The organism is Secundilactobacillus mixtipabuli (assembly GCF_002217925.1).
Taxonomy (GTDB): Bacteria; Bacillota; Bacilli; order Lactobacillales; family Lactobacillaceae; genus Secundilactobacillus; species Secundilactobacillus mixtipabuli.
In genome coordinates this window covers 217245-241384 of the sequence record NZ_BCMF01000005.1, presented here as the reverse complement: position 1 = coordinate 241384, position 24140 = coordinate 217245, and the positions used below count along the sequence as shown (strand labels likewise).

Here is a 24140-nt window from a genome sequence, read left to right as displayed (position 1 = left end):
CAATATTCATGACTGGTTATGGTGTTAACAAATTCCTTGGAGGGATCACGTTTATGGAAATTGATGAATTGAATCCTGATGTTTTAGCTGTTAAGCCTTCCGCGTTGCGGGTGTTTGATCACGAAATTAGTGGTGACCCGCAGATGGTGAAATTGACGCTGGGTGAGCCCGACTTTAATGTGCCGGAACACATCAAGAAAGCGGCCATTGCGTCAATCAATGCGGATCAGTCGCATTATCCTTATTACTGGGGGATTCAGGAATTACGGGATGCTGCGGCCAAGTATTACTGTGAAAAATTCGGCTACCAATACTCAGCTGATCAAATTGTTTGTACCGTTGGTGCTACTGAAGGGTTATCAGCGACTTTTAAAACCTTATTCAAGCCAGGCGATGGGGTATTGATTCCCATGCCGGCCTATCCGGTTTATAAGGCCATGGCCAGTCTCAATCAATTAGTGCCCATCATGGTCGATACCACTGACACTGACTGTGTGCTGACACCTCAACAAGTAACGGCTGCCATTGCCGCTCACCCAGACGTCACGATCAAAGGGGTCGTCATTACAGACCCCTCTAATCCAACGGGGGCAGTTTATTCCGAAGAACAGTTGGCTGCTTTAGTACCGGTATTCCGGGACAATCAGATTTGGATCATTAGTGATGAAATTTACGGTGAGCTCACGTACGGCGTTAGTCACTACTCATTGTCCAAGTGGCTACCCGAGCAAACGATTATTATCAACGGGCTTTCCAAGTCCCACGCCATGACCGGCTGGCGAATTGGTTTTGTATTTGGGCCAACCGGGGTGATTGACCAGATTGCTAAGGCTCACCAGTTTGAAGTCACCACGCCAACTTCAATCGTGCAATACGCGGCCGTTGAAGCACTGACACATGGGCAAAATGATGCAGCTGCCATGCGCAAAATTTATCAGCAACGGCGAGATTACCTGACACAGTCATTAGACAGAATTGGGATGACCTACGTCGCGCCTAAAGGGGCATTTTACATTTTCACGAAAATACCCGAACAGTGCGGGCAAGATAGCTTTACGTTTGCCCAGCATTTAGCTAAAACTTATCACGTTGGTCTAATGCCTGGTACGCCGTTTGGTGATCCGCAAGCCTTACGAATCAGTTATGCTTCCAGTGATGAAAATCTGCACGCTGCCATAGAAGCATTAACCAAGGAATTGACCCGGGTCGGTGCGTTGACTAAATAATGGTGTTAGTTTGCGACTGAGATAAAAAATGTATCCATTAATACCCCGCGACCTTTAAGGTTACGGGATATTTTTTATTATGTGACTCATTTTATTGATGCTGGTCAGTACATCTGTTTTGTTCATGTCAGCTAAGAATACGACAGTTAACTTTGCTCATACATAGGTTGACACCACGTAAAATAATAAATTAAAACGCTTTTATTTTAGCGATAAATAGATTAAAATTGGGGAGTAAAAAGTTGATTATCTCAAGTAATGATTGTTAGTATTAGCAGGCTATGTTGGCTAACACATTTGTTTGGAGGAGACTAGTTTAATTAATTCACCCTAGGGGGGAGAACCATGAAGCATGATGAACTGAATCAAAAGCGGCAGAAACTTCATCAGGATGAACGAAAATTAGCACATCACGTTAAGTTATATAAGTCCGGCACACTTTGGATAGCCGCAGGAATGACGACTGCGGTGTTTGGCATTTTCACGGCAACGGGATTACCGGTAGCTAGTGCTGCTACCACAGATACAACGGCAGCTGTGAAATCGGCTGAAAACAGTGTCAGTGCATCCAGCTATCGCCTCAAAACCAGTGAGACGACTCAGATGACGACATCAACACAATCGACTGCCGCTGTTATTAATGATCTAAGTAAAGATATGGAAACCGGTGATAGCTCTGCTGAATTAGCACCAGCGGTTACAACCTTAGGTGACGCAGATAGGACTCAAATTGATCAGGCTAAGCAAGCGGCTAGTAAACAGTATGCTCAAACTGGTCAGCCACAGGTCGTTACAGCAGTCTCTGCATCTGCACCACAGACTACAGCTACTGGAGAAGTCACCATTAAATATGTTGATGAGGATGATCCGACCGCAGTACTATCATTTGACAGAGATAAAGCGGGTTTCCCAGCAGCAGCTCCAGCAACAATTAGCGGTAGCTACACCGCCACCACAGCGGTCAGCCCAGACTTAGTGACAAAAATGAAAGTTAAAGATGCCTATGTAGAACCCACAATTCTCGGATATACGTTTGATAAATTAGGTGATGGTGATACGTTGAACTTCGCCCCAGTAGCTGATGGTAAGACAATCACGGTCTATTATAAGAATGATTCTGCACAAACCACAACGACGGGGCCAACCACAACCCAGACGGAAACGACGCCGGAGAAAACGGCCACAGGTCAAGTCACCATTAAATATGTTGATGAAGATGATCCGACCGCTGTGCTATCATTTGACAGAGATAAAGCAGGTTTCCCAGCAGCAGCTCCAGCAACAATTAGCGGTAGCTACACCGCCACCACAGCGGTCAGCCCAGACTTAGTGACAAAAATGAAAGTTAAAGATGCCTATGTAGAACCCACAATTCTCGGATATACGTTTGATAAATTAGGTGATGGTGATACGTTGAACTTCGCCTCAGTGGCCGAAGGCAAGACAATCACGGCCTATTATAAGAATGATTCTGCACAAGCCACAACGACCGGTCCAACCACAACCCAGACGGAAACAACGCCGAAAGCAACCGTTACGGGTCAGGTCACGATTGCCTATGTGGATAAGGATACGCAACAGCTTCTTGAATTTAACAGTGGTCAGTCTTCAATCCCAGGTGATTCGGTTCAAATTAATGGGACTTACGTGGCTCAAACAACTGTATCCGAAGCAAATTTAAGTCAGGTAACAGTCTCTAGCAAGGTTGCCCAAGCTGAAATTGCCGGTTATAAATTCGTGGGTAATGACACCACTGACCTGACTTTTGCACTAGTCGATCAACAAAAGACGATTAAAGCTTACTATGAGAAATTGGCCCCCGTTTTGATTAATTACGTGAACGAGGATGATTCAGCTGATGTCATTTTTCAAATTAATTACGATACTCAAGATCCGGTTGCTTTGATTAGTGGCAGTGCTGACTATAATTTTGATTATGAGCCAACTTTTAACGGTTATACGTATGATGAGCAAAAAACTCAGGCAGAAAGTGTCTTAAAAGGAAATGGGTTTAAGTCGCTAGATGAGACTGATGGCCTACCATTCACTATAAATGTCTACTATAAAAAGACGACTACTGATCCTAATCCAGGGGCCATGTATATTGGCGATTCTATTGTAAAAGCAAGTGATGTAACAAACACCTCGACTAAAATTAATGATTTTGATGCATCAGAGGCCACATTTGTACGTGATAGTTTACCTGAAGTTTCAGTGGCAAATCCAGTCTCTGGTGCGGTGGTGACAATCAATGGTCATGTCGTGAACCAATACCCTAATTACACACTAACGGGTACAATTGGGACTAATAATCAGGCTGGCAATTTATCGCAAGGGTTAATGCCAATAGCAGATTACATCTCTAATCAACCCGTTGAAGTTGTCTTTGTGGATGCTTCTACCGGCAAAATTCTCCAGCAGGGATTCTATGGTGAGTTTGATCCAGCTAAAGGGATTTTACCGTCTGGCAATTATGACACGGGTGTGGTTAATGAGGCTTATCAGCCTAACTTGGCGGAAAAAGGGTATGAATTTGCTAAAGTATACGGTGAGCCAACGGGTACTTACGATGCCATGCACAGAATCGTTTACTATGCTTACACACCGAAAAGGGATATTAACTATGTTCCTGTGACTCGAGTGATTACCTTTACGAGTTCAGATGGTGGTGCGAACATGAACCCAGTGACACAGACGGTTTGGTACAAGAAGCTGACTAATGAGGTTACCGGTGAGTCAGTTTACACACCTCAAAATGGATTTGTACAATACGAAATCCCAACACTTTCAGGTTATTCGGCCATAATTAACGACCAGCCGGCTACAGTGGTGGCACAAGAAGGGTTGCCTGCAACAACCGGGATGCCGACCAATGAGAGCGTGACGGTTAACTATGTTAAACTGCCGTCTGTGATTATTCCTCCAACTGAGGATGTGGAAACACCACCTGATGATGGCTCAGATGGCGCAATTAACGTCACTACTAACAATCAAGTACCAACGGTCACAGAAAAGGACGGCAAAACAGTAGTTGAAACAGATAAAACAAAGGGTGTCCCTGTGTCGAAGAGAAGTGGTTCACCGGTTCAGCCTGGTGTAACAACGGATGTGACAGTTAATCAAACTGACAATCTAACAACTAATCCAAACGTCTCGTCGACAACGCGTGCTCAGTTGCCACAAACGGACGAAAAATATGATGGTGTTTTTGGCTTTCTTGGTGCTGTATTAATGTCAATGATTGGACTTTCTGGAATTAAAAAGAAACGTCGTGATTAATTATCTCGGCGAGGAATTTTAACAATCTGTCCTCAAAACGGGTTAAGCTCACTTAAAAGTAATCAAAAAAAGAGGCTGAAAAAAATTCGGCCTCTTTTTGTATCAATTTATTTGTACACACCTATATCAAATTTGAGCCAGCCCAATTTGCAGGATAAAGTCGTAGTGGTCAATGATTGAAATTATGGGATTCAACTTAGTTAACCGTTAAAAATGACTTTTGCTCATAGAGCGGGCTGGGATACGTGTAGAAGCCTTCACCAGACTCAACGCCGAGATGGCCATCATCAATCATGGATTTGATCATTGACATCGCTTTGATTAGATCGGCATTGTTAGATTCTTGAGCGAGTACTGAATGGATATTATATTCGGTTCGCAAACCAACGTGATCCATGACCGCGAAGGGACCCATTGGTGCACCAGTTGCTTTCATCCAGGTCTGGTCAATCGTGTGAGGATCTGCGACGCCCTTTGCCCATAGCGTTAAACCAGCATCCAGGTAAGGGTCGAGAATCGAATTGAGAATGTAGCGGGGCTGTTCCTTCTTTAGCTTGATAGGCAGCATTCCGATTTCTTTAGCAAATTCAACCACTTCATCATAGACTTTTGGGTCCGTTTTCGGTGAACCCATAATCTCCGCAGTATTATTCTTCCAGACTTCATTGGCAAAATGGAGATTCAAAAACTGCGCCGGCCGACCAGTATCTGCCATGAACTGACTGGGAACTAATGTGGAGGAGTTGCTGGCAAAAATGGTTTTAGCTGGTGCAATCGTCGATAATTGAACGTAAAAATCGTGTTTGATCTGTGGCTTTTCGGGGACTGATTCGATGATGATATCAGCATTTTCAGTAGCTGCTTTTAGGTCGGTGGTATACGAAATTCGTGATAGCCCTTCAGCAAAAGCCTGTGGCGAAGTCCCTAAATCACGGTGATAACTGGTCTCAAGTCCCGCAATACGAGACTTGGCTTTCTCAATGGCTTGGTCGTTGATGTCGTAGACGGTGACATGCTTGCCGCGGTAAGCGCATTGGTAGGCAATTTGACTGCCTAAAACGCCGGATCCGGCTACAGTTACGTTATTCATGCTTGTCATAATCAGGTCTCCTTTTATTTAAATCATACTTTTGACTATATCAAGTATAATTGAGCAGCTGTTTTGGGGTCAAAGAATATGGCCTATTTAGGCAAAAATGGTATAAAATAACTAATTTGTTTGATAAATAATTGATTAAAATTGGAAGGATTTCTCATCTATAATGAGAGTGGCTAGACATTTTAATGAGGCGCGTGTGATGCAGCTACAATCTATTCCGAGTGAGTATGATATAGTGAGTTTGACTGAAGCTTTAATAGGGATAAGTAAGAAAGAAGCTGATTAAATGACTCAAGCTGATTGGGAGGAGCAAGCAACGCGGAATGCTTCAAAGTTATTAGAAGCTATACAGACGATTCAAGCGCAATTGGGGCTAACTAATCGCGCTATATTAACTCTTATGTCGGTGCCGGCAGATGGGGAAGCTGATTTCTTTAGCGGTCAGGCCAATCTGACAATCTATGAGCAGACGTTAGAACACCTCACCGTTATTCAGCGCGCATTAGGCCAACGGGCAGTGGCAATAACCGCCTACATACGGCAACTACGACTGCTGCCGCCACATAATATTTTTCTCCGCAATCGGTATGCTTTTTGGTTCACAAACTTTATTAATGCTGGTGGTTCAACTGACGTACTTATTCGAGACGCAAAAGAGAATGGCTTCGGAATAATCAAGCAAATTGTGTGGAGCAGTAATCTGCTGGTGAGTACAGCTGGTGTCGCACATCTAAAGACACATCAAAAACAGCTGGTACACTTAGCGGCTGAAGAATACCAAGTCATTAGGGAAGTTATGAAACAGTTCTCAACAGCTTCACCACTATTTTTCTTCAATTTAAAACAGCTTTATATGCAAGGTGTCATTACGGGATCATCAACCCTAAAACAGTATTGGAATTGTGACGCGTGGTTAGTCAATGTGGGCGATTAAGGCCGGTTATTGAATGTTATTTTAGATTTACGTGGGTTTCAAGATAAGCAAAATGTTATTTGTGCAAAAAGTTCAAAACGGTTAGATTTTATTAGTTTACCCCCTTCCATTTTGCCATAAATGTATTACAATGTAGGTGATCAGAAGTTGATTAATTATTCACAATGGTTGTAAAAATATCATTTTTATTTAGCTGACTGGTTTGCAGGGGTGCAATGAAGGACCAATCGACTGATAAATCACTTCAATCATACATGACTTCTGAGCTGAACAATTTCATTTAGTTGATTCTATGTTGTCTATTACTCTAGGGGGGAGAAATATGAAGTTTGATGAAGTAAATGAAAAGCATCAGAGTCTGCTTCAGGATGAGGCAAAATTGGTGCATCATGTTAAAATGTATAAGGCCGGCAAATTTTGGATTGCTGCAGGGATTACGACCGTGGCTCTTGGTATGACGACGTTAATGGGGGTACCCGTAGCCAGTGCGCAGGTAGCACCAACTGCGACCACGACAAACACAACGGCTACGGTGGACAATACTACCAGTGAAAACAGTGTTCAAACTAAGAATGACGGTGTGACCGCACCAGTGTCAGCTAAGGCTGCGGCTGTCAATCATGATTCAAGTATAGCTAAGTCAACAAGTGGCAATTCTGCTAATACTGTACCTAAAGTCACGAATTTAGGTAGCGCAAACAGTAGTCAAATTAATCAGGCTAAGTCAGCAGCTAGTTATCAGTATGCTCAAACAGGGCAGCCACAAGTTGTAACGGCAGTATCAGCACCAACCCCACAAACTGCAGTGACAGGGCAGGTCACAGTTCAGTATGTCGATGAAGATACTCAAGCGAAAATTGCAGATGACTATACCGCCACGACAAAGATTGAATCAGGACTAGTGACAAAAGCGAAAGTTAAGGAAGACTTCGCTGAGCCCTTAATCACGGGTTATTCGTTTGATAAATTGGCTGATGGTGATACATTAAACTTTGCGCCAGTGGCAGATAATAAGGTCATTACAGCGCTTTATAAGAATCTTACGCCTGCTAAAACAACGACGACAGGGCCAACCACGACGCAAGCAACAACACCAGTTAAAGCAGTGACAGGGCAGGTCACAGTTCAGTATGTCGATGAAGATACTCAAGCGAAAATTGCGGATGACTATACCGCTACGACAAAGATTGAATCGGGGTTAGTCACTAAAGTAAAAGTTAAGGAGGACCTTGCTGAGCCCTTAATCACGGGTTATTCATTTGATAAATTGGCTGATGGTGATACATTAAACTTTGCGCCAGTGGCAGATAATAAGGTCATTACAGCACTTTATAAGAATCTTACGCCTGCTAAAACAACGACGACAGGGCCAACTACAACGCACACCCAAACAACACCAGTTAGAACAGTCACGGGTCAGGTTACAGTTGACTATGTGGATAAGGATACAAATCAACCGCTCGTATTCAACAGTGGGTACTCTTCAATTCCTGGTACGCCAACTCAAATTAATGGCAGTTACACGGCTCAAACAACAGCATCTACGACTGAACTCAGTCAGTTGAAAGTGCCTAGCAAAGTTGCGCAGGCTGAAATTGCTGGTTACAAATTTGTGGGCAATGGTGATACGACCGACCTCAGTTTTGTACCAGTAGGTCAGGAAAAGACGATTAAAGCTTATTATGAGAAATTAGCGCCCGTCTTGATTAATTATGTCAACGAGAATGAGCCAGCCGACGTTATTTTTCAAATTGAATATGATGCACAGGATCCGGTTGGCTTGATTAGCGGGGATGCTAACTATAATTTTGATTATGAACCAACGTTTGATGGATATACGTATGATGAACAAGCCACTCAGGCGGCAAATGCATTGAAGGGAACTGGCTTTAAGTCAATTGATGAAACTGGTGGCAATCCAGTTACTTTAAATATCTACTATAAGAAGACGACCACTGATCCAAATCCCGGAGCGACATACCTAGCAGATACCATTACCAAAGCTAGTGAATTGGGTAATGTATCTGGCAAGGTCAATGATTTTGATATCTCAGGCGCCACCTATACTCATGACAAGCTTCCTGAAATTACTGCGACGAAACCGATTATTGGTGCAGCAACGACAATTAATGGTCACGTGGTCAATCAATACGCTAATTACACATTGACTGGTACAGTGGGTACCAATAACGGTGATGGCAACTTAGCGCAAGGTTTAACACCACTGGCAGATTACATTCCTAATCAACCCGTTGAAGTTGTCTTTCTGGATGCTTCTACTGGTCAAGTGCTTAAACAGGAGTCCTATGGTGATTTTGATCCTGATAAAGGTATCTTGCCGTCTGGAAATTACGACACCGGCGTGGTCAACAAAGCTTATCAACCCGTGCTCGACAAAAAGGGTTATGAACTTAATAAAGTGTACGGCCAGCCAACCGGTACTTACGATGCCATGCACAGAATCGTTTACTACGTTTACACGCCAAAAAGTGATATTAACTATGTTCCAGTGACTCGAGTCATCAACTTTACCAGCTCGGATGGCAGTGTGAACATGAACCCAGTGACTCAGACGGTTTGGTACAAGAAGCTGACTAATGAGGTAACTGGGAAGTCAGTTTACACGCCTCAAAATGGTTACGATCAATACGTGATCCCAACTATTCCGGGTTACTCAGCTACTATTGATGGCAACCCAGCTACCGTAGTGGCACAAGAAGGGTTACCTGCAACAACGGGTATGCCAACCAATGAGAGCGTGACAGTTAACTATGCAAAACTGCCACCGGTAGTTGTTCCGCCTACCAGTCAGGATGAACAGCCAACTCCGCCTACCGACGAACTTGGAAAAGTGCCAACTCCGTCAAAGCATGACGGCACAACCAACGTAACGACTGACAATAAAGTCCCAACTCCACCAACAGAAAAGGGTGGCAAGACCACCGTTGAAACTGGGATCAGCCAGGGTGGCGTAGTGAAGACTGAAGGTCAATCATCAGTTCAATCTGGTGTCGTCACAACGGCTAGTGCTGCTCAAGGGACGCAATCCGGTGTAAGTAACGCCACTGGTACAGTTGCTTCAGCTGTTACAAAGAAGAGTGGTCAATTGCCTCAAACCAATGAAACAGCTACTGGCGCTCTTAGCGTACTTGGCGCTGCATTAATATCACTATTTGGTCTTTTAGGAGTTGAAAAGAAACGTCGTGATTAATGTCTTCAAAGATACTAAGATAAGATAAGTTAGTAGTAAAATGGCACGTTCAACTGAACGTGCCATTTTTATGGTTTCTACTATGAATATTTAATTGAAAGCCGGATCATGCTGTTGTCCAAACGACGAGTTGCTAGCAAAAAAGGGCTTTCTAAGCTAAACTTAACTCAATAGAATTGATGGGGGAATGATGATGACAGAACCAATTTTTGATGTTCAGGGATTAGGTTATAAGAATGGCAAAAATCAGATTTTGCATGATATGACAGTTCAAATTGCTAAAGGCGCTAACTTGACGATTGCCGGGCCATCCGGCTCTGGTAAAAGCACTTTTCTGCGGTTATTAGCAACTTTGCTGACACCGACATCAGGTACCGTGATGTTTAATGGCAAAGACCAATCCACGTACCCTAAGCCGCTTTATCGGCAACAAGTCTCGTACTGCTTTCAGCAGCCGACACTTTTTGGGGAGACTGTTCGCGATAACTTGGCTTTTCCATTTGAAATTCGCGGTCAAAATTTTGATGAGCAAAAAGCACTTGCTGCTTTAGACTCAGTGGAACTGACGGCTGAAATGCTAGATCAGCCAATCATCGAATTATCTGGTGGTGAAAAGCAGCGCGTTGCGTTAGTCCGGAACCTTCTATTTAAGCCCCAAGTGTTGCTGCTGGATGAAATTTCAGCGGGGCTGGATGTGGATACCAAGGGTGTGGTTCACCGGCTAATTCAGTCCTACCGTGAAAGTGGCGTGACCGTTTTATCGGTGACCCATGACGAAACGGAAATTGCAGCAGCGGATGATCTGCTGAGAATTCGTGACGGTAGAATCGAGGTGCCCACTCATGAATAATTTAATCGTTAGTCCCACCGCGCTGGCATTTGCGGTTGTACTGGTCGTTATTGCTTTAGTGATTAATCTGAAGGAAAAAATTGGTCTGGAACGCGATATGATTATTGGGGTGATCCGGGCGGTTATTCAGCTGACAATCGTTGGCTATGTACTGACTTATATCATTAAAATCGACCGCATCTGGCTCACAGGATTGATGGTAGCGATCATTATTTTCAACGCGGCGTTAAACGCCAACAAACGGGCAGATGGTATTCCCCATGCGTTTATCATCAGTCTGCTGGCCATCGCAACGTCAACGTTGGTAACGATTTTGCTGCTCGTTCTAGCTGGTGCGGTGCGCTTTACGCCTAGTCAGATTGTGCCAGTGTCAGGGATGATTGCCAGTAACGCAATGGTGGCCATCGGTTTGGCCTACCGCAGTATGAACACCAGTTTTCACGATCAGCGGCAGGGCGTCTTGGAACGCTTAGCGTTGGGTGCTAATTTAAAACAAGCTTCTGCTCACATCGTTCAAATGGCGATTCGGACGGGTATGGCGCCCACGATTGATTCGGCTAAAACGGTGGGAATCGTTAGTCTTCCCGGGATGATGTCCGGCTTGATTTTCGCCGGCGTTGATCCCACCAAAGCCATCATGTATCAGATTATGGTAACCTTCATGTTGCTAGCAGCTACCAGTATCGGCAGTGTGATTGCCTGCTATTTGGCTTATCCAAGGTACTATAATAGTGATATGCAATTGAGTGATAAATCGTCAAATTCGGCCAAATAAGCTGATAAAGCAAAAAGACAACCTTTCTATCTCCAATACGGCTAGGAAGGTTGTCTTTTTAGCGTCTGTGATTTTAATTTTCCACTGGAACACCCGCATTAAGGCGATCCATGATTACTGAGACAGGTTCAATTTTATGAATTTGTGAGATACCTAATCCAAATGAGGCAAATCCTTTGGACAGGTCACCTACGAGCATCCCAAGACGCATGCCATCGTAACCTGCTGCGGTTTGATAAATATCTTCTCGACTTGCGCCCTCAGCATCCAACTGAACCATCTTGTTAGGCATTTCTCCAGGCAATGAACGGTAGTAAGCGGGCACAGTGCGGTACATCAGTAAATCATCAGCATCCGACTTAAGTGCTAACTCTTTGATATTTTCAGCCATCCGGCTCTCTTCTGACATCATAAAGGCAGTTCCAACATATAAGCCTTCAGCACCAAGTGCAAAGACTGCCTTAGCTGTTCGAGCATCCGCAATCCCACCCGCTGCCATCACTGGCATATCATCAGCAGCATCTACCGTCATTGGGACAGCTGAAAGGGTTCCAACGACTTTTGTGGGAACGGTGCCACCTTCATCGAAACCAGTGGCGACGAAAATATCTACACCTGCAGCTTTAGCCTGTTTAGTGATTTCAACGGTTGGTGTTATAGGACGAAAGACAACGGTAATACCAACTGCTTTAATTTCGGCAACTTGATCAGCATTCAAATCACCGGCACAAACGGCAACGGGAACTTGTTCCTCAATCATGAGTTTAAGGGTTGGCTCGAAGAACGTGTCATGAGGATCGTTGGACATGGCCAAATTTAAGCCAAACGGTTTATCAGTTAATTGACGGATTTTATGAATTTCGTTACGTACACGGGCCATGGTTTCGTCGAGTGAATGGGTAACGGTGGTTTGACCAGCGTTAAACCCAAGAACACCTAGACCGCCTGCATTGCTGACGGCGGCAACTAATTTAGCATCAGTCAGCCAAAGTAGTGGACCTTGAATAATTGGTTTTTCAATCTTCAAAATTTGAGCAACACGATTTGTCATGATTATTCACTCCAGTTATAATTTTTTGTGATACAATTCACTTACAAGTGTTATTATAGTAGCGAAAGCAAAAAGTTACCATTAACTTTTAAAATAAAAATTATTACTAAATAGATATAATTTTAAACTGAGGAGGGATAGGATGAGTACCCATCGAACGTTACTTAGTATTTTAAAAACGGTTGAATACTCACAAACACTGTCTGATGTGGCCAATCGATTATTTATCAGCCAGCCATATATTAGTAAATTACTTAAAGAAACTGAGCAGGAGTATCACGTGACTTTGGTGACCCGTGCTAAGCCGATTGAATTAACCGATGCCGGCATGACTATGATTAATGGTCTGCAAGCCATAGTCGATGAAGAAAATCAACTCAGTGAAAGTTTACTGGCACATGTTAATCAAGGAAATCAACCAATCCATGTTGCCGTAACGGATCCGTTTTTAAGTGATATCGTGACGGATGGCTTGTCTAGATATTACGCGGCTCATCCAAACCAGCCAATCAATATTAAACTGTTAAATGATATTTCGCTGGGTAATCAAATTGATACCCAAAATATTGATATTTTAGTGGGCAAACGGCTTCTTGACGCTCATTTTAAGCACATTCATGTCCCTGATAGAGAGTTATGCCTGTTCAGTTCAAGTCATTGTGATGGTTATGATCCTGACAGACTATATCAGCCTTTTCAATATGAGTCATTTAAGGCTTTAAATACGCACTCATATATTGGCTTTACGGGGTATGATGCCTTTCAGCGGTACGTTAATCAAAGCTTTAAAAAGGAAGATGTGAATTTAACGACTGCCATCACAGTGCCGACAGCAGCTGATGCACTCAGAGCTGTCGATACTATTTCCGGTTCAACGACGGTAACCACGCTGTACACTGCCGAAAAAGTTTTCCCTGATCATGACTTTAATTTGATGCCATTGCCAGCAAATGTTTTGAGTCTGGCATCAACTATTAATTATCGTGACACAACGGATGATGCCATTGTCAATGTTGCGCAATATCTGAGACAATTACTGAGCTTTCAAGATAACTCTATGATGGTATGATATTGTTCGAGAGATGAAATTTGAAATGAAGGTCGTTATTAATGAGAATAAACGTTTTGCAGCATACCCCAAGCGAAGGGCCGGGCAGTATTGTTGATTGGGCCGAAGAGCGGGGCCACCAAGTCTATATTTACCATCCCTATCAGTTTGGTATCCTGCCTACTGCGGATGAGACGGATCTATTAGTGATCTTAGGCGGGCCAATGAGTCCCAACGACGACATGGACTGGATCAAACAAGAACGTCAGTTGATTAAACAGCTGCTGGCACAGCATAAACCGATTTTTGGCGCGTGCTATGGTGCTCAGCAGATTGCTAAAACGTTGGGTTATTCAGTGCTAAAAGCACCGCATAAAGAAGTTGGCTGGGCACCAGTGTATCGTCAAAACGAGCTGATTCCAGGACTGCCTAACCAGTTGTTAGCATTGCACTGGCACGAGGAAATGTTTGAAGTTCCCCGTGAAGCTCAGTTGTTATTTACCAGTGATTTAGTTCGGAATCAGGGCTTTATCCTGGGTGACAATGTGATTGGCCTGCAGTTTCATCTGGAACCCAAGGTGCTAAATGTGCGAACCATGGTGGTTAATGATGGTCAATATGCCAATGAGGGAAACGATTTGCACCAAAAGGCTGATGAAATTCTCCAAGCACCGGTGCCAACGAAGAACCAAGCAGCAGTTTATGCCATCTTTGATTTTATAACTCAAGACCGTGAGTAAAAGCCCGTTTGAAAGCCTATTCAAACGGGCTTTTTGGCTAAAATCGATGCCAAATCGAGCTTATCTTGTGATATCATAATCGTTATGAATTAAAACAGGGGATGATAACATTATTGAGCTGTTCGAGAAAGCACCGATTCCTAAAGCCTACTTTACGCTAGCTTTACCAGTGGTTTTAGGCACCGTGATTTCGATGATTTATAATTTAACGGACACTTTTTTTATTGCGCAGACGCAAAATGCCAACTTAGTTGCTGGCATCACACTCTGCACGCCGCTCTTTTCAATGATGCTGGCGCTGGGTGATATGTTTGGTTTAGGTGGCAGTTCCGCCATCTCGAGGTTGTTGGGGCAGAAAAAATATGGTTTGGCTGGTCGAATCAACAGCTTTTGCTTTTATGCCGCCTTATTGCTAGGGGCCTTCATTATGGCCTGCCTCTTTGTGTTCAAAGCACAGGGATTAGCCTTATTAGGGGTGACACCAAGTACATATCGGTATGCCAACGCTTATTATGAAATTATGGCGATTGCCAGTGTTCTGATCATTGTGGCGTTGGTGCCAATGAACACGTTAAGAACGGAGGGACTGGCTAAGCAATCCATGCTGGGGACCGTCGCCGGAACGATCCTTAAGATCTTTTTGGACCCGCTGTTTATTTTTGGTTTTCACTTAGGTGCTGCTGGTGCTGCCTGGGCAACCGTTGTAGGGTACTCAGTGACTGATATCATTTTGATTAGTTATACCAATAATCGGGCCCGCTATCTGCAGGTCAATATTCGGCACGCCAAAATTCCATTGGCTGAAATTAAGGATGTTTTATTGATCGGCCTGCCAGCTTCCGTGACGAACTTTATGACCATGTTGGGAACTGCTTTAATGAATAACTTTTTGATCGTCTATGGTGCCAACCGGGTTGCCGGCTTCGGGATCGCCATTAAGGTTGAAACCATCGTCATTATGGTCCTAGTTGGTTTTTGCTTTGGTTCGCAGGCACTGATTGGCTATAATTACGGCGCCCGCAATAAAACCCGCCTTAAAAAAATCATTCAGTTTGATCTGCTGGTCAATGTCGGTATGGCATTTGTGATTGCGCTTGGGCTGATGGCGATTGCCCCCGCACTTTGCGGGTTGTTCATGAAAAATCAGAGCGTCGTCCAAACCGCCAGTTACATGCTGCGGTGGTTCTTGATCACCACGCCGTTTATTGGTGCGACCATGGTATTCACCACCATGTTCCAATCGATTAATGAACCATTGGATGCTTTCGTGATGTCAGTTTCACGACAAGGGGTAGTTTTTGCGGTTGTGATTGTTATTATGGCTCATTTGATGGGCTATCAGGGAATCGTTATTTCGCAGCCAATCGCTGACGTGATTACCGCGCTGGTCGGCTTAGGCTTGTATTACCGCCAATTTGGACCAAAGGGTAAAGCAATCAAAAATTGGTAATGGAATTTAAAAGCATATAAACGGTCTACTTAACGGGGCACTCGTCACGTTAGGTAGGCCGTTTTAACAGTTTCAGGTTAACTTTCAGGGCAACTTATCATGTGATAAAATAGCAAACTCTAAGATTTTCTTAGAAAAATATAATCAAAAAGATTCATGTAAACGCTTTAAATTTCGGTAAAAAAGAACTATAACAGACCTGTAAGCAAATGAGAAGTAATTCACAAGTAATCCTTAAACATAGTGATAACTATAATGTATTTATTATAGTCATATGCATCAAGAATGATTTGTAAATTAATTTTCATCTCAACTTTCATCATATTATTGTGTTTAATTGGGATTAAATTAAATCATTTGGAGATGATGGAGTTATGCGTATCAAAGCAGCAGTTGTTGATAAGAAAGGCGCTTCATTTGAAATGCGCGATGACGTCGAATTAGCACCAATGCAAGCTGACGACTTGCAGATCCATATGGTAGCTTCAGGGATTTGTCATTCTGATGAAGCCTTACGTAAAGGTGACGCCGAAATTGGTTATCCAATTATCCTTGGTCACGAAGGTTCAGGGATTGTGGAAAAGGTTGGCCCAGAAGTTAAAAACTTTAAGGTCGGCGACCACGTTGTTCTTTCCTTCTATGGTTGCGGCAATTGCGTTAACTGCTTGAAAGGTGTTCCGACACAGTGCTTGAACTACGCTGCTAATAACTTGTCAGGTGTTCGTCCAGATGGTAGTGCGCACTTCACTGAAAATGGTAAACAAGTTGACGATATGTTTGACCAATCATCATTCACAACGACCACCATTGTTCGTGAACGTAATGCTGTTAAGGTTGACAAAGACCTTGATTTACGTAAATTAGGACCTCTGGGCTGTGGCTACGTCACAGGTAGTGGGACCGTTCTTAACACGTTGAAGCCAAAGCCAGGTCAAACCATTGCCGTCTTCGGTACTGGTGCCGTTGGCTTAGCAGCGATGATGGCTGGTAAGATTTCCGGCTGCACGAAAGTCATTGCTGTGGATGTTGTTGATTCACGTCTCAAGCTCGCTAAGGAATTAGGTGCCACTGATGTGATCAACAGTAAGAGCGAAGACGCCGTTGAAAAGATCAAGGACTTAACTGGTGGCTATGGTGTTGACTTCACAGTTGATACTACCGGTGTTAAGAAAGTCATGGAAGATTCTATCTTGGCGTTAGCACAAGGTGGGACTTCAGCTTGCATCGCCGTTACGCCTAACCACGTTGATCTGGATACTTGGAACAACCTCTGTGTCAGCGACCGTTCAGTAATCGGCGTTAACATGGGTGATGCCGTTCCACAAATCGATATTCCTCGTTTAATTGAATTCTACAAGCAAGGCATGTTCGACTTTGATAAGACTGAAAAGTTCTACAACTTCGATCAAATCAATGAAGCTAACGCTGATTCTGGTAGTGGTAAGACCATTAAGCCAGTTTTGGTCATCGACCCAGACTACGTACCAGGCAAATAATTAATCATTGTTTTTAGACAGTCGTTCGGTTTTGAAAGGAAGCAATAACCGTGTCAGAAACATTAAAGGGTTTGAAGCATTATCAAATGTATGTCAACGGTGAATTTAAGGATTCTAAATCAGGTAAACTTTTAACTGTTATTAACCCATCAACCGGGGAAAAGATTTCGACAGTTCCAAGTGCTACCCGTGAAGAAACACAAGAAGCGATTGACTACGCTTACGAAGCTGAAAAGTCATGGAAATTCGTACCAGCCGCAACCCGTGGCCAGTACTTACATGATGTTGCAACAGAAGTTCGTAAGGATGCTGACCACCTGATCGATATGCTGCAAGAAGAACAGGGTAAGATTCGTTCATTAGCAACGACTGAAATCATGTTCTCAGCAGACTACTTCGATTACATGGCTTCCGCTGCCCGGACATACGAGGGTGAAATCCTTCAATCCGACAACGCTAACGAAAACATTATGATTACGAAGCAACCAATCGGTGTTGCAGCTGGGATCCTGCCATGGAACTTCCCATTCTTCCTGATTGCTCGTAAAATGGGTCCGGCTTTGGTAACAGGTAACACCATTGTTATGAAGCCAAGCTCAGACACACCAAACTTAGCTCTTGAATTTGCTAAGATCGTCGACAAAGTTGGTATTCCAAACGGGGTTGTTAACTTTGTTACTGGCCCAGGTTCGGTTGTTGGTGACGAATTATCAAAGAACAAGAAGATCGGTATCATTAGTTTGACCGGTTCTGTTGATTCTGGTAAGCGTGTCATGGCTTCAGCTGCTACCCACATGGCTAAGGTATCCTTGGAATTAGGTGGCAAAGCACCTGCTATCGTCATGGATGACGCTGACATTGATCTGGCCGTTCAATCAATTATTGATTCACGTGTCGACAACAATGGGCAACTTTGCAACAACTGTGAACGGATCTACGTTCAAGAAGGGGTTGCTGATGAGTTTATCAAGAAGCTCAGTGACAAGATGTCTGCTATCAAGGTTGCTAACCCAATCGCTGACAAAGACTCTGGCATTGGCCCGCTGATCAACCAAGCTGCTTTGGACAAGGTTGCTGGTATGGTTGACCGTGCTGTTAAAGCTGGTGGCAAGATTACTGCTGGTGGTCACAAAGTTCAAATCGAAAATGGTTTCTACTACGAACCAACTGTGATTACCAACGTTAAGCAGGATTCCGAAATTATCCAAGACGAAATCTTCGGACCAGTTCTGCCAGTTGTTACCTTCAAGACATTGGATGATGCCATTGAAATGGCTAACGACAGTGACTTTGGTTTGACCTCATCAATCTTCACTAAAGACGTTGATGTTGCTCAACGTGCTGCTAACGAATTGGAAGATGGCGAAACTTACATCAACCGGTTTAATTTCGAAGCTATGAATGGGTCTCACTCAGGCTGGAAAGAATCCGGTATCGGTGGTGACGATGGTCGTCACGGTATTGATGAGTTCTTGAACACTCACGTTATTTACCTACAGGGTCACCCAGAAAACACTAAAGCATAATTGAATCAAGTCTAATAACGCAGTTAGGGTATCTAGGGGTGATTGTCTCTGGATACCTTTTCTGTTAAGCTAATTTTGAAAACGTTTTCACATCGTATATGAAATAATTGCTGACTTTTTCCAATCGCAAGCTTCTGTTGGGCAGAGAATGTGACGGATGCCAACTAATTTCTCAGAAAACGTTTCCTACTTTGAAGTGGAGGTAATATTGATGAGTATTGTGGTTTCTGCTTTAAAAGAAGAGCAGCCCCATGAAAAACGGGTTGCCATCGATCCAGACGTCACCAAACGGCTGATTAAAGCCGGCATGAAAGTTTTGATTGAAAAGGGTGCTGGCGTTGCTTCTTACTACAGCGACGAAAGCTATCAAAAGGCAGGCGCGGAAGTCGTCGACCGCCAGACTGCTCTGTCTCAGGCAAACGTTGTTGCAGTGATCAACCTGCCTAGTGACGCTACACTGGATGCACTAAAATCCGGCCAAGTGGTCTTGGGCCTATTGAGTTCACTGATTAAACCGGAAAAGATGCAGCAGCTGGCTGACAAAAAGGTCTCAGCGTTATCGTTTGAACTGTTGCCGCGGACGATTAGTCGGGCGCAGACAATGGATGTCTTGAGTTCACAATCCAGTGTGGCTGGCTACAAAGCCGGACTGGTTGCCAGCGATGCGTATTCAAAGTATTTCCCAATGATGATCACTGCTGCTGGTACCGTTAAACCTGCCAAAGTATTAGTGCTTGGGACAGGGGTTGCCGGTTTGCAAGCCATTGGGACTGCTAAGCGGCTTGGTGCGATTGTTTCTGGGTACGATGTTCGACCTGCTTCTAAGGGTGAAGTTGAATCCTTGGGTGCGACATTCTTAACCAGTTCCGTATCAAATGGTGCTGGTTCAGGTGGTTATGCCCGAGCGTTGACCCCAGAAGAAACGGCCGCACAGCAAAAGGAATTAGCCGGTTTCATTGCCGATAATGATATTGTGATCACCACCGCTCAAGTGCCTGGCCACAAGCCACCGCTGATGGTTACTCAAGACAGCGTGGATAACGCCAAACCTGGGGCTGTTTTCGTTGACTTGGCCGCCAGTGAACTCGGTGGTAATATCGCGGGCAGTAAACCTGACGAAACAGTAGTTACTGATAATCAAGTCACCATCATTGGCGCTAACAACCTAGCCAGTGAACTGTCAAACTCAGCTTCACAGCTCTATGCCAAAAACGTGCAGGCGGTCATTAATGCCATGGTTGATAAGGATGGTAACCTCGCTATTGATCCTAAAGATGATGTCTTTAGCGGGTTAACCGCAACAACTAATGGTGAAATTATCAATGCACGTTTGCGTGAAGCCCTCAAGCTTGATCCGCTGCCAACGGATGAACCAGCTAAGGACGCAGCCGACGAAAAAGCTGATCAATCAGCTGAGTCGAAGGGAGCTGAGTAGAATGAGTCAGGAATTATATACGAATCTTGCCATTTTTGTACTAAGTCTGTTAGTCGGATTTGAAGTCATCAGTAAGATTCCAGCCACACTGCACACACCGATGATGTCAGGTGCGAATGCCATTCACGGTGTCGTTGTCGTGGGGGCCATCTTAGTTGCTTTGGAAGCCAATAACACGACTGCTTACGTGATTGCATTTCTGGCCGCCTTTCTGGGTGCCATCAACGTCTCTGGTGGTTACGTTGTGACTGACCGGATGCTTGAGATGTTTTCAAAACCAAAAGACAAGGGTAATAAAGATAAAGGAGGCGACAAGTAATGTCAGGATTAATGACACTTGTTTCCTTAGCCTACCTGATCAGTGCGGTTTGCTATGTCATGGGGTTGCACATGATGCGGACACCTAAAACAGCCCGTAGTGGGAACCGACTTTCATTTGTTGGGATGATCATTGCCGTTATCATGACTTTCTTGATCGTTTTGGAAAAGAACGACACGACAATGACGGCTTGGATCGCTTTACTGGTTGCTCTGGTACTCGGGGTCGGCTATGGTGTTTACCGTGCCCGAACCGTTAAGATGACCGATATGCCGCAACTGGTTAGTTTATTCAACGCCGTTGGTGGTGGTGCCGCTGCCGCCATTGGGACCTTTGATTATTTGAGCAAGCCAAACGGTGCCTCTTTAGCCGTTGCGTTCTCACTGCCCGTTATCTTGGACTTGATCATCGGTAGTATTACCTTCTCCGGTTCGCTGATTGCCACTGGAAAATTGGCTGGTAAGGTTTCTGGTAAGCCAATTACTTTTCCAGGTGCTAAATTATTGAACGGTATCGTTGTGTTGATTATCTTAGCAGCCATCGTCTTTACGGTTGGTTTCCCAACCAACGTCTGGACGTTAGTTACCGCTATCGTTGCTAGTTTAGTCTTTGGTATTTTGATGACCATTCCTATTGGTGGTGCCGATATGCCCGTTGTGGTTTCACTGTTAAACGCCTTCACTGGTTTAGCGGTTGCCATGGCTGGGTTCGTTATCGACAACCAAGTTTTGATCATTGCCGGTGCCTTAGTTGGCGCTGCTGGTACCATTTTGACCCTGCAAATGGCTGCTGCGATGAACCGTTCCGTTGCTAACATCATTGCCGGTGGTTTTGGTACCGGTGATAGTGGTGGTGCGAGTGCTGCTGATGACGTTCCCGTTAACGTTAAGGAAACCTCTGCTGATGATATTGGAGTTCAATTAGCCTACGCTAAAAACGTGATGATTGTTCCTGGGTATGGCTTAGCTGCCGCCCAAGCACAGCATGAAGTTGCCGAACTAGCCAAGTTGTTGACTGATAACGGTATTAACGTTAACTACGCCATTCACCCAGTTGCCGGACGGATGCCTGGTCACATGAACGTCTTGTTGGCCGAAGTTAATGTACCGTATGATCAAATGAAGCAGCTTGAAGAAGCAAACTCCATGTTTGAAAATACGGATGTTTCCTTGGTTATTGGTGCGAACGATGTCACCAACCCAGAAGCGCGTGAACCAAATACCGCCATTTCCGGTATGCCGATTCTGGATGTTGATAAGTCGAAGTCTATCGTTGTCATCAAGCGTTCTATGAGTACTGGTTATGCTGGTATTCAAAACCCGCTGTTCTCTAACGATAAGACCAGCATGTTCTTCTCAGATGCTAAGAAGGGGCTGCAAGAAATTGTTGCTTCTACTAAGGAGTATCTGGATCAATAACCTGAAGTTGGTTTCACAATAGATTCACTGATATGTTTTATGTTTTAATTGAAAGCAGTCTGACCTTTGTCATTAAATGATAACGGTTAGACTGCTTTTTTGAGAACTATTTCTCTTTTTAAAATCAGAACCTAAAAATTATAAATTAACTTGCAAAAAGTTAGCACAAGTCACAAGAGTTATGCTATTATTGACTTGTAATTTTAAGCATTAAGTTGTTGGGGTAAGATTTCTTTTTTACAATCCTTTGGAGGGGATATATATGAATAAGTTAAAAAACAGTTTTTATGGTGCAAAGACTCATTTTAAAATGTACAAAAAAGGACGCCAATGGTTGGTCGCAGGGGTAACTGTGATGAGCATTGGCTTAGGCGTGTTGGGTTTAAATACGGTGACTGCTTCAGCTGCAACGGCTGAAACACCTGTAGCAGCGCAAGCAACCGAACAAACGACTGCTGATACACCAGCGCCTGTTACTAATTCAAAAACAGCTTCTGCTAATACTGAACAACCAGCCACAGATCAAACAAGCACGACTGCACCAAAAGCTGAGACTACCACACCGGAGACGACCAACTTAGGTGATGCGACTGCTCAAGAAGTTGAGGCAGCTAAGACAAAAGCAACTGCCGATTATCAAGAAACTGGTCAAGCACAGACTGTCACGGCAGTAGCGGCTGAAAGTGCTAAAGAGTTCGATGTATCATTTCATTCAACCGTTCAAACTGATAAGAAGCAGGTTCTATCGGAACAAAATAGTAGCAATAAGTATGATGTTTCGGTAGACGAGGGCGGTGTCATTAAGTCTGCTACCCCTACTCAAATTGGTGAAATAAATGTTAACATTCCAGATGGTTATCAAATAGAGAAGGTTTCTATGACCAGTTCAGCTACTAATGGGCAAAGCGTTGGAGTGGTTTATGATGTGGCACATAAAACTGCAACGTTGACTTCCCAAGTTGGGCAATTGTCCGAGGAGCAGCAGGCTTATTTGAATCAGGAAGTTGCAGCATTATTAGATAGTATGGGTGTCAATCCGGATAAAAAACAGTTCACAATTAAATATGATAGTCTACCAATTGACAGTGTTTATGACAGTATCAACAATAAGTATGATTTTACCTTTCAAGTAGTTAAGGATCAGAAAGTATCATTGCCTTATCAAACTCAAGTTAAGACAACTGATGGGACTGTTTTGAGTTCTCAAAACGCAACGAACACATACGTTGCTAGTGCTTCATCAGGTGATAGTACGATTTTCCACGTGACTAACGTTTATACGCCAGATTTAACGGATACTATTCCTAATGGTTATCACTTGACTGGCATCCAGATTGTGGATACGTCCAGCTTTAACCATACAGTGCTGACAGTAACCTATGATCCAAGTACTGGTGATTCAAGTACTGGCATTGGCAATATCGTCTTAACTATTTCTGATCCAGCAACAGGCCAGACAGTAACGACTGATTACTCAAAGGATGCAGATCCAGATACTTTAGCAGCAGTCACGGCACTGGCACTGCAAACGATTAAGCAGATTATTTCGCCTGACCCAACCGTTAATGGTAATCAATACACTGCTTCATTTGAGAATCTCATTAATGCGAACAAGCTTTTGAATACGAACGTTAACCAACACTCCACCAATACGGTGATTACGTACCTTGTGGCAGGTCAACCAAACCAAGGCGGCAGTTCATCAGGAAATGTCGACAATCAAGGCTCATCGAACAGTGCTACCGATAATGACAGCACTAATACCACGAATCCAAATCCTGAAACAACTACGGACGACAATAGTGCAACGTCAAACAATGCCAATACTGAAACCACAACTGATCAAAGTAAAGCAACGAATGATCAGGATAGTACTGATGTTCAGAGTAATGCTTCAGGCGACGGTACGGCTACCTCAACTGGTAAGAGTCATGTAACGAGTTTGAGCAACGCTACGAATGGTGGAACAGCCGTTACGGCGGCAACCACTGGTGCTAACCAGGTTGCCGGTTCGAAGATTAATGGTCAAACCGAGGCTGGTACTTTGCCACAAACTAACGAGGATTCCGCAAGTCAGGCAAGCGCTTTGCTTGGGCTGGGTCTTCTAGCAAGCTTTGCTGGTTTGTTTGGAATTAGTCGTCGGAAAAAAGAACAACAGTAAAGATTCATCGATAAATGAACGTTAATGTAATTTGTAGAAAGGTACGGCTGAATAGCAGTGCCTTTTTTATTTTTACTAAATATGGTCCTTTTTAGAATAGTGTCTCAATAGTATAGATTAAC

General features: G+C 43.9%; 17 protein-coding genes. 15 read left to right on the top strand and 2 right to left on the bottom strand.

Translation table 11 applies throughout. The features are described from left to right. Positions 1–53 precede the first annotated feature (53 nt). Both IWT5_RS06400 and IWT5_RS06395 read left to right on the top strand, forming a co-directional pair. A complete protein-coding gene (locus IWT5_RS06400) occupies positions 54–1226 on the top strand; it encodes an aminotransferase class I/II-fold pyridoxal phosphate-dependent enzyme (RefSeq protein WP_089109116.1) in 1173 nt (390 codons plus the stop codon). A 345-nt stretch (positions 1227–1571) separates the two neighbouring features. Beyond that, the gene (locus tag IWT5_RS06395) at positions 1572–4505 is read left to right on the top strand and encodes a KxYKxGKxW signal peptide domain-containing protein (protein WP_089109138.1); all 2934 of its coding nucleotides are present in this window, start codon (positions 1572–1574) and stop codon (positions 4503–4505) included. 196 nt (positions 4506–4701) lie between these two features. Here the strand turns inward: IWT5_RS06395 and IWT5_RS06390 are convergent, their stop codons facing one another. Then, the gene (locus IWT5_RS06390) at positions 4702–5604 is read right to left on the bottom strand and encodes a 3-hydroxyacyl-CoA dehydrogenase (protein WP_089109115.1); all 903 of its coding nucleotides are present in this window, start codon (positions 5602–5604) and stop codon (positions 4702–4704) included. A gap of 286 nt (positions 5605–5890) precedes the next feature. On the opposite strand from IWT5_RS06390, the gene IWT5_RS06385 reads away from it, so the two are divergent. From IWT5_RS06385 to IWT5_RS06370, 4 genes are all read left to right on the top strand, one after another. Beyond that, positions 5891–6538 (top strand): hypothetical protein, encoded by a 648-nt coding sequence (locus tag IWT5_RS06385; protein ID WP_089109114.1) that lies wholly within the window; start codon positions 5891–5893, stop codon positions 6536–6538. Positions 6539–6860: 322 nt separating this feature from the next. Then, the gene (locus IWT5_RS06380; protein WP_159459299.1) at positions 6861–9749 is read left to right on the top strand and encodes a KxYKxGKxW signal peptide domain-containing protein; all 2889 of its coding nucleotides are present in this window, start codon (positions 6861–6863) and stop codon (positions 9747–9749) included. Positions 9750–9942: 193 nt separating this feature from the next. Continuing rightward, complete coding sequence (locus tag IWT5_RS06375; RefSeq protein ID WP_089109113.1) at positions 9943–10599, top strand: ABC transporter ATP-binding protein; 657 nt, start codon at positions 9943–9945, stop codon at positions 10597–10599. After that, a complete protein-coding gene (locus tag IWT5_RS06370) occupies positions 10592–11374 on the top strand; it encodes an ABC transporter permease (RefSeq protein WP_089109112.1) in 783 nt (260 codons plus the stop codon). The genes IWT5_RS06375 and IWT5_RS06370 overlap by 8 nt, the downstream gene beginning before the upstream one ends. A gap of 73 nt (positions 11375–11447) precedes the next feature. Here IWT5_RS06370 and IWT5_RS06365 read toward each other — a convergent pair whose 3' ends face one another. Beyond that, a complete protein-coding gene (locus tag IWT5_RS06365) occupies positions 11448–12425 on the bottom strand; it encodes an NAD(P)H-dependent flavin oxidoreductase (protein ID WP_191981291.1) in 978 nt (325 codons plus the stop codon). A 142-nt stretch (positions 12426–12567) separates the two neighbouring features. Here IWT5_RS06365 and IWT5_RS06360 point away from each other — a divergent pair, with 142 nt between their 5' ends. The 9 genes from IWT5_RS06360 (at position 12568) to IWT5_RS06320 (ending at position 24018) form a co-directional block, all read left to right on the top strand. Further along, positions 12568–13494: a LysR family transcriptional regulator gene (locus IWT5_RS06360; RefSeq protein ID WP_089109110.1), complete on the top strand. Its 927-nt coding sequence runs from the start codon at positions 12568–12570 to the stop codon at positions 13492–13494. Between the two features lie 41 nt (positions 13495–13535). Beyond that, the gene (locus tag IWT5_RS06355; RefSeq protein WP_089109109.1) at positions 13536–14213 is read left to right on the top strand and encodes a type 1 glutamine amidotransferase; all 678 of its coding nucleotides are present in this window, start codon (positions 13536–13538) and stop codon (positions 14211–14213) included. 169 nt (positions 14214–14382) lie between these two features. Next, positions 14383–15663, top strand: coding sequence for an MATE family efflux transporter (locus IWT5_RS06350; RefSeq protein WP_369688571.1), 1281 nt, complete (start codon positions 14383–14385; stop codon positions 15661–15663). Between the two features lie 374 nt (positions 15664–16037). Beyond that, entirely contained in the window at positions 16038–17159 is a 1122-nt protein-coding gene (locus IWT5_RS06345; RefSeq protein ID WP_089109107.1) for an NAD(P)-dependent alcohol dehydrogenase, read from the top strand. Positions 17160–17209: 50 nt separating this feature from the next. Next, complete coding sequence (aldA, locus tag IWT5_RS06340) at positions 17210–18685, top strand: aldehyde dehydrogenase (RefSeq protein WP_263849811.1); 1476 nt, start codon at positions 17210–17212, stop codon at positions 18683–18685. 211 nt (positions 18686–18896) lie between these two features. After that, complete coding sequence (locus tag IWT5_RS06335; protein ID WP_089109106.1) at positions 18897–20120, top strand: NAD(P) transhydrogenase subunit alpha; 1224 nt, start codon at positions 18897–18899, stop codon at positions 20118–20120. A gap of 1 nt (position 20121) precedes the next feature. After that, positions 20122–20439, top strand: coding sequence for an NAD(P) transhydrogenase subunit alpha part 2 (locus IWT5_RS06330; protein ID WP_089109105.1), 318 nt, complete (start codon positions 20122–20124; stop codon positions 20437–20439). Then, the gene (locus IWT5_RS06325; protein WP_089109104.1) at positions 20439–21857 is read left to right on the top strand and encodes an NAD(P)(+) transhydrogenase (Re/Si-specific) subunit beta; all 1419 of its coding nucleotides are present in this window, start codon (positions 20439–20441) and stop codon (positions 21855–21857) included. The genes IWT5_RS06330 and IWT5_RS06325 overlap by 1 nt, the downstream gene beginning before the upstream one ends. A gap of 262 nt (positions 21858–22119) precedes the next feature. Further along, complete coding sequence (locus IWT5_RS06320; RefSeq protein WP_089109103.1) at positions 22120–24018, top strand: KxYKxGKxW signal peptide domain-containing protein; 1899 nt, start codon at positions 22120–22122, stop codon at positions 24016–24018. The last annotated feature ends 122 nt before the right edge of the window (positions 24019–24140 follow it).

What these genes read in the sequence shown, in the direction of transcription:
- IWT5_RS06360 (WP_089109110.1), top strand. Translation starts at nt 12,568, where the DNA reads ATGAGTACCCATCGAACGTTACTTAGTATTTTAAAAACGGTTGAATAC.
- IWT5_RS06355 (WP_089109109.1), top strand. Translation starts at nt 13,536, where the DNA reads ATGAGAATAAACGTTTTGCAGCATACCCCAAGCGAAGGGCCGGGCAGT.
- IWT5_RS06365 (WP_191981291.1), bottom strand. Translation starts at nt 12,425, where the DNA reads ATGACAAATCGTGTTGCTCAAATTTTGAAGATTGAAAAACCAATTATT.
- IWT5_RS06370 (WP_089109112.1), top strand. Translation starts at nt 10,592, where the DNA reads ATGAATAATTTAATCGTTAGTCCCACCGCGCTGGCATTTGCGGTTGTA.
- IWT5_RS06325 (WP_089109104.1), top strand. Translation starts at nt 20,439, where the DNA reads ATGTCAGGATTAATGACACTTGTTTCCTTAGCCTACCTGATCAGTGCG.
- IWT5_RS06375 (WP_089109113.1), top strand. Translation starts at nt 9,943, where the DNA reads ATGACAGAACCAATTTTTGATGTTCAGGGATTAGGTTATAAGAATGGC.
- IWT5_RS06385 (WP_089109114.1), top strand. Translation starts at nt 5,891, where the DNA reads ATGACTCAAGCTGATTGGGAGGAGCAAGCAACGCGGAATGCTTCAAAG.
- IWT5_RS06330 (WP_089109105.1), top strand. Translation starts at nt 20,122, where the DNA reads ATGAGTCAGGAATTATATACGAATCTTGCCATTTTTGTACTAAGTCTG.
- IWT5_RS06400 (WP_089109116.1), top strand. Translation starts at nt 54, where the DNA reads ATGGAAATTGATGAATTGAATCCTGATGTTTTAGCTGTTAAGCCTTCC.
- IWT5_RS06390 (WP_089109115.1), bottom strand. Translation starts at nt 5,604, where the DNA reads ATGACAAGCATGAATAACGTAACTGTAGCCGGATCCGGCGTTTTAGGC.
- IWT5_RS06320 (WP_089109103.1), top strand. Translation starts at nt 22,120, where the DNA reads ATGAATAAGTTAAAAAACAGTTTTTATGGTGCAAAGACTCATTTTAAA.
- IWT5_RS06335 (WP_089109106.1), top strand. Translation starts at nt 18,897, where the DNA reads ATGAGTATTGTGGTTTCTGCTTTAAAAGAAGAGCAGCCCCATGAAAAA.
- IWT5_RS06380 (WP_159459299.1), top strand. Translation starts at nt 6,861, where the DNA reads ATGAAGTTTGATGAAGTAAATGAAAAGCATCAGAGTCTGCTTCAGGAT.
- IWT5_RS06345 (WP_089109107.1), top strand. Translation starts at nt 16,038, where the DNA reads ATGCGTATCAAAGCAGCAGTTGTTGATAAGAAAGGCGCTTCATTTGAA.
- IWT5_RS06395 (WP_089109138.1), top strand. Translation starts at nt 1,572, where the DNA reads ATGAAGCATGATGAACTGAATCAAAAGCGGCAGAAACTTCATCAGGAT.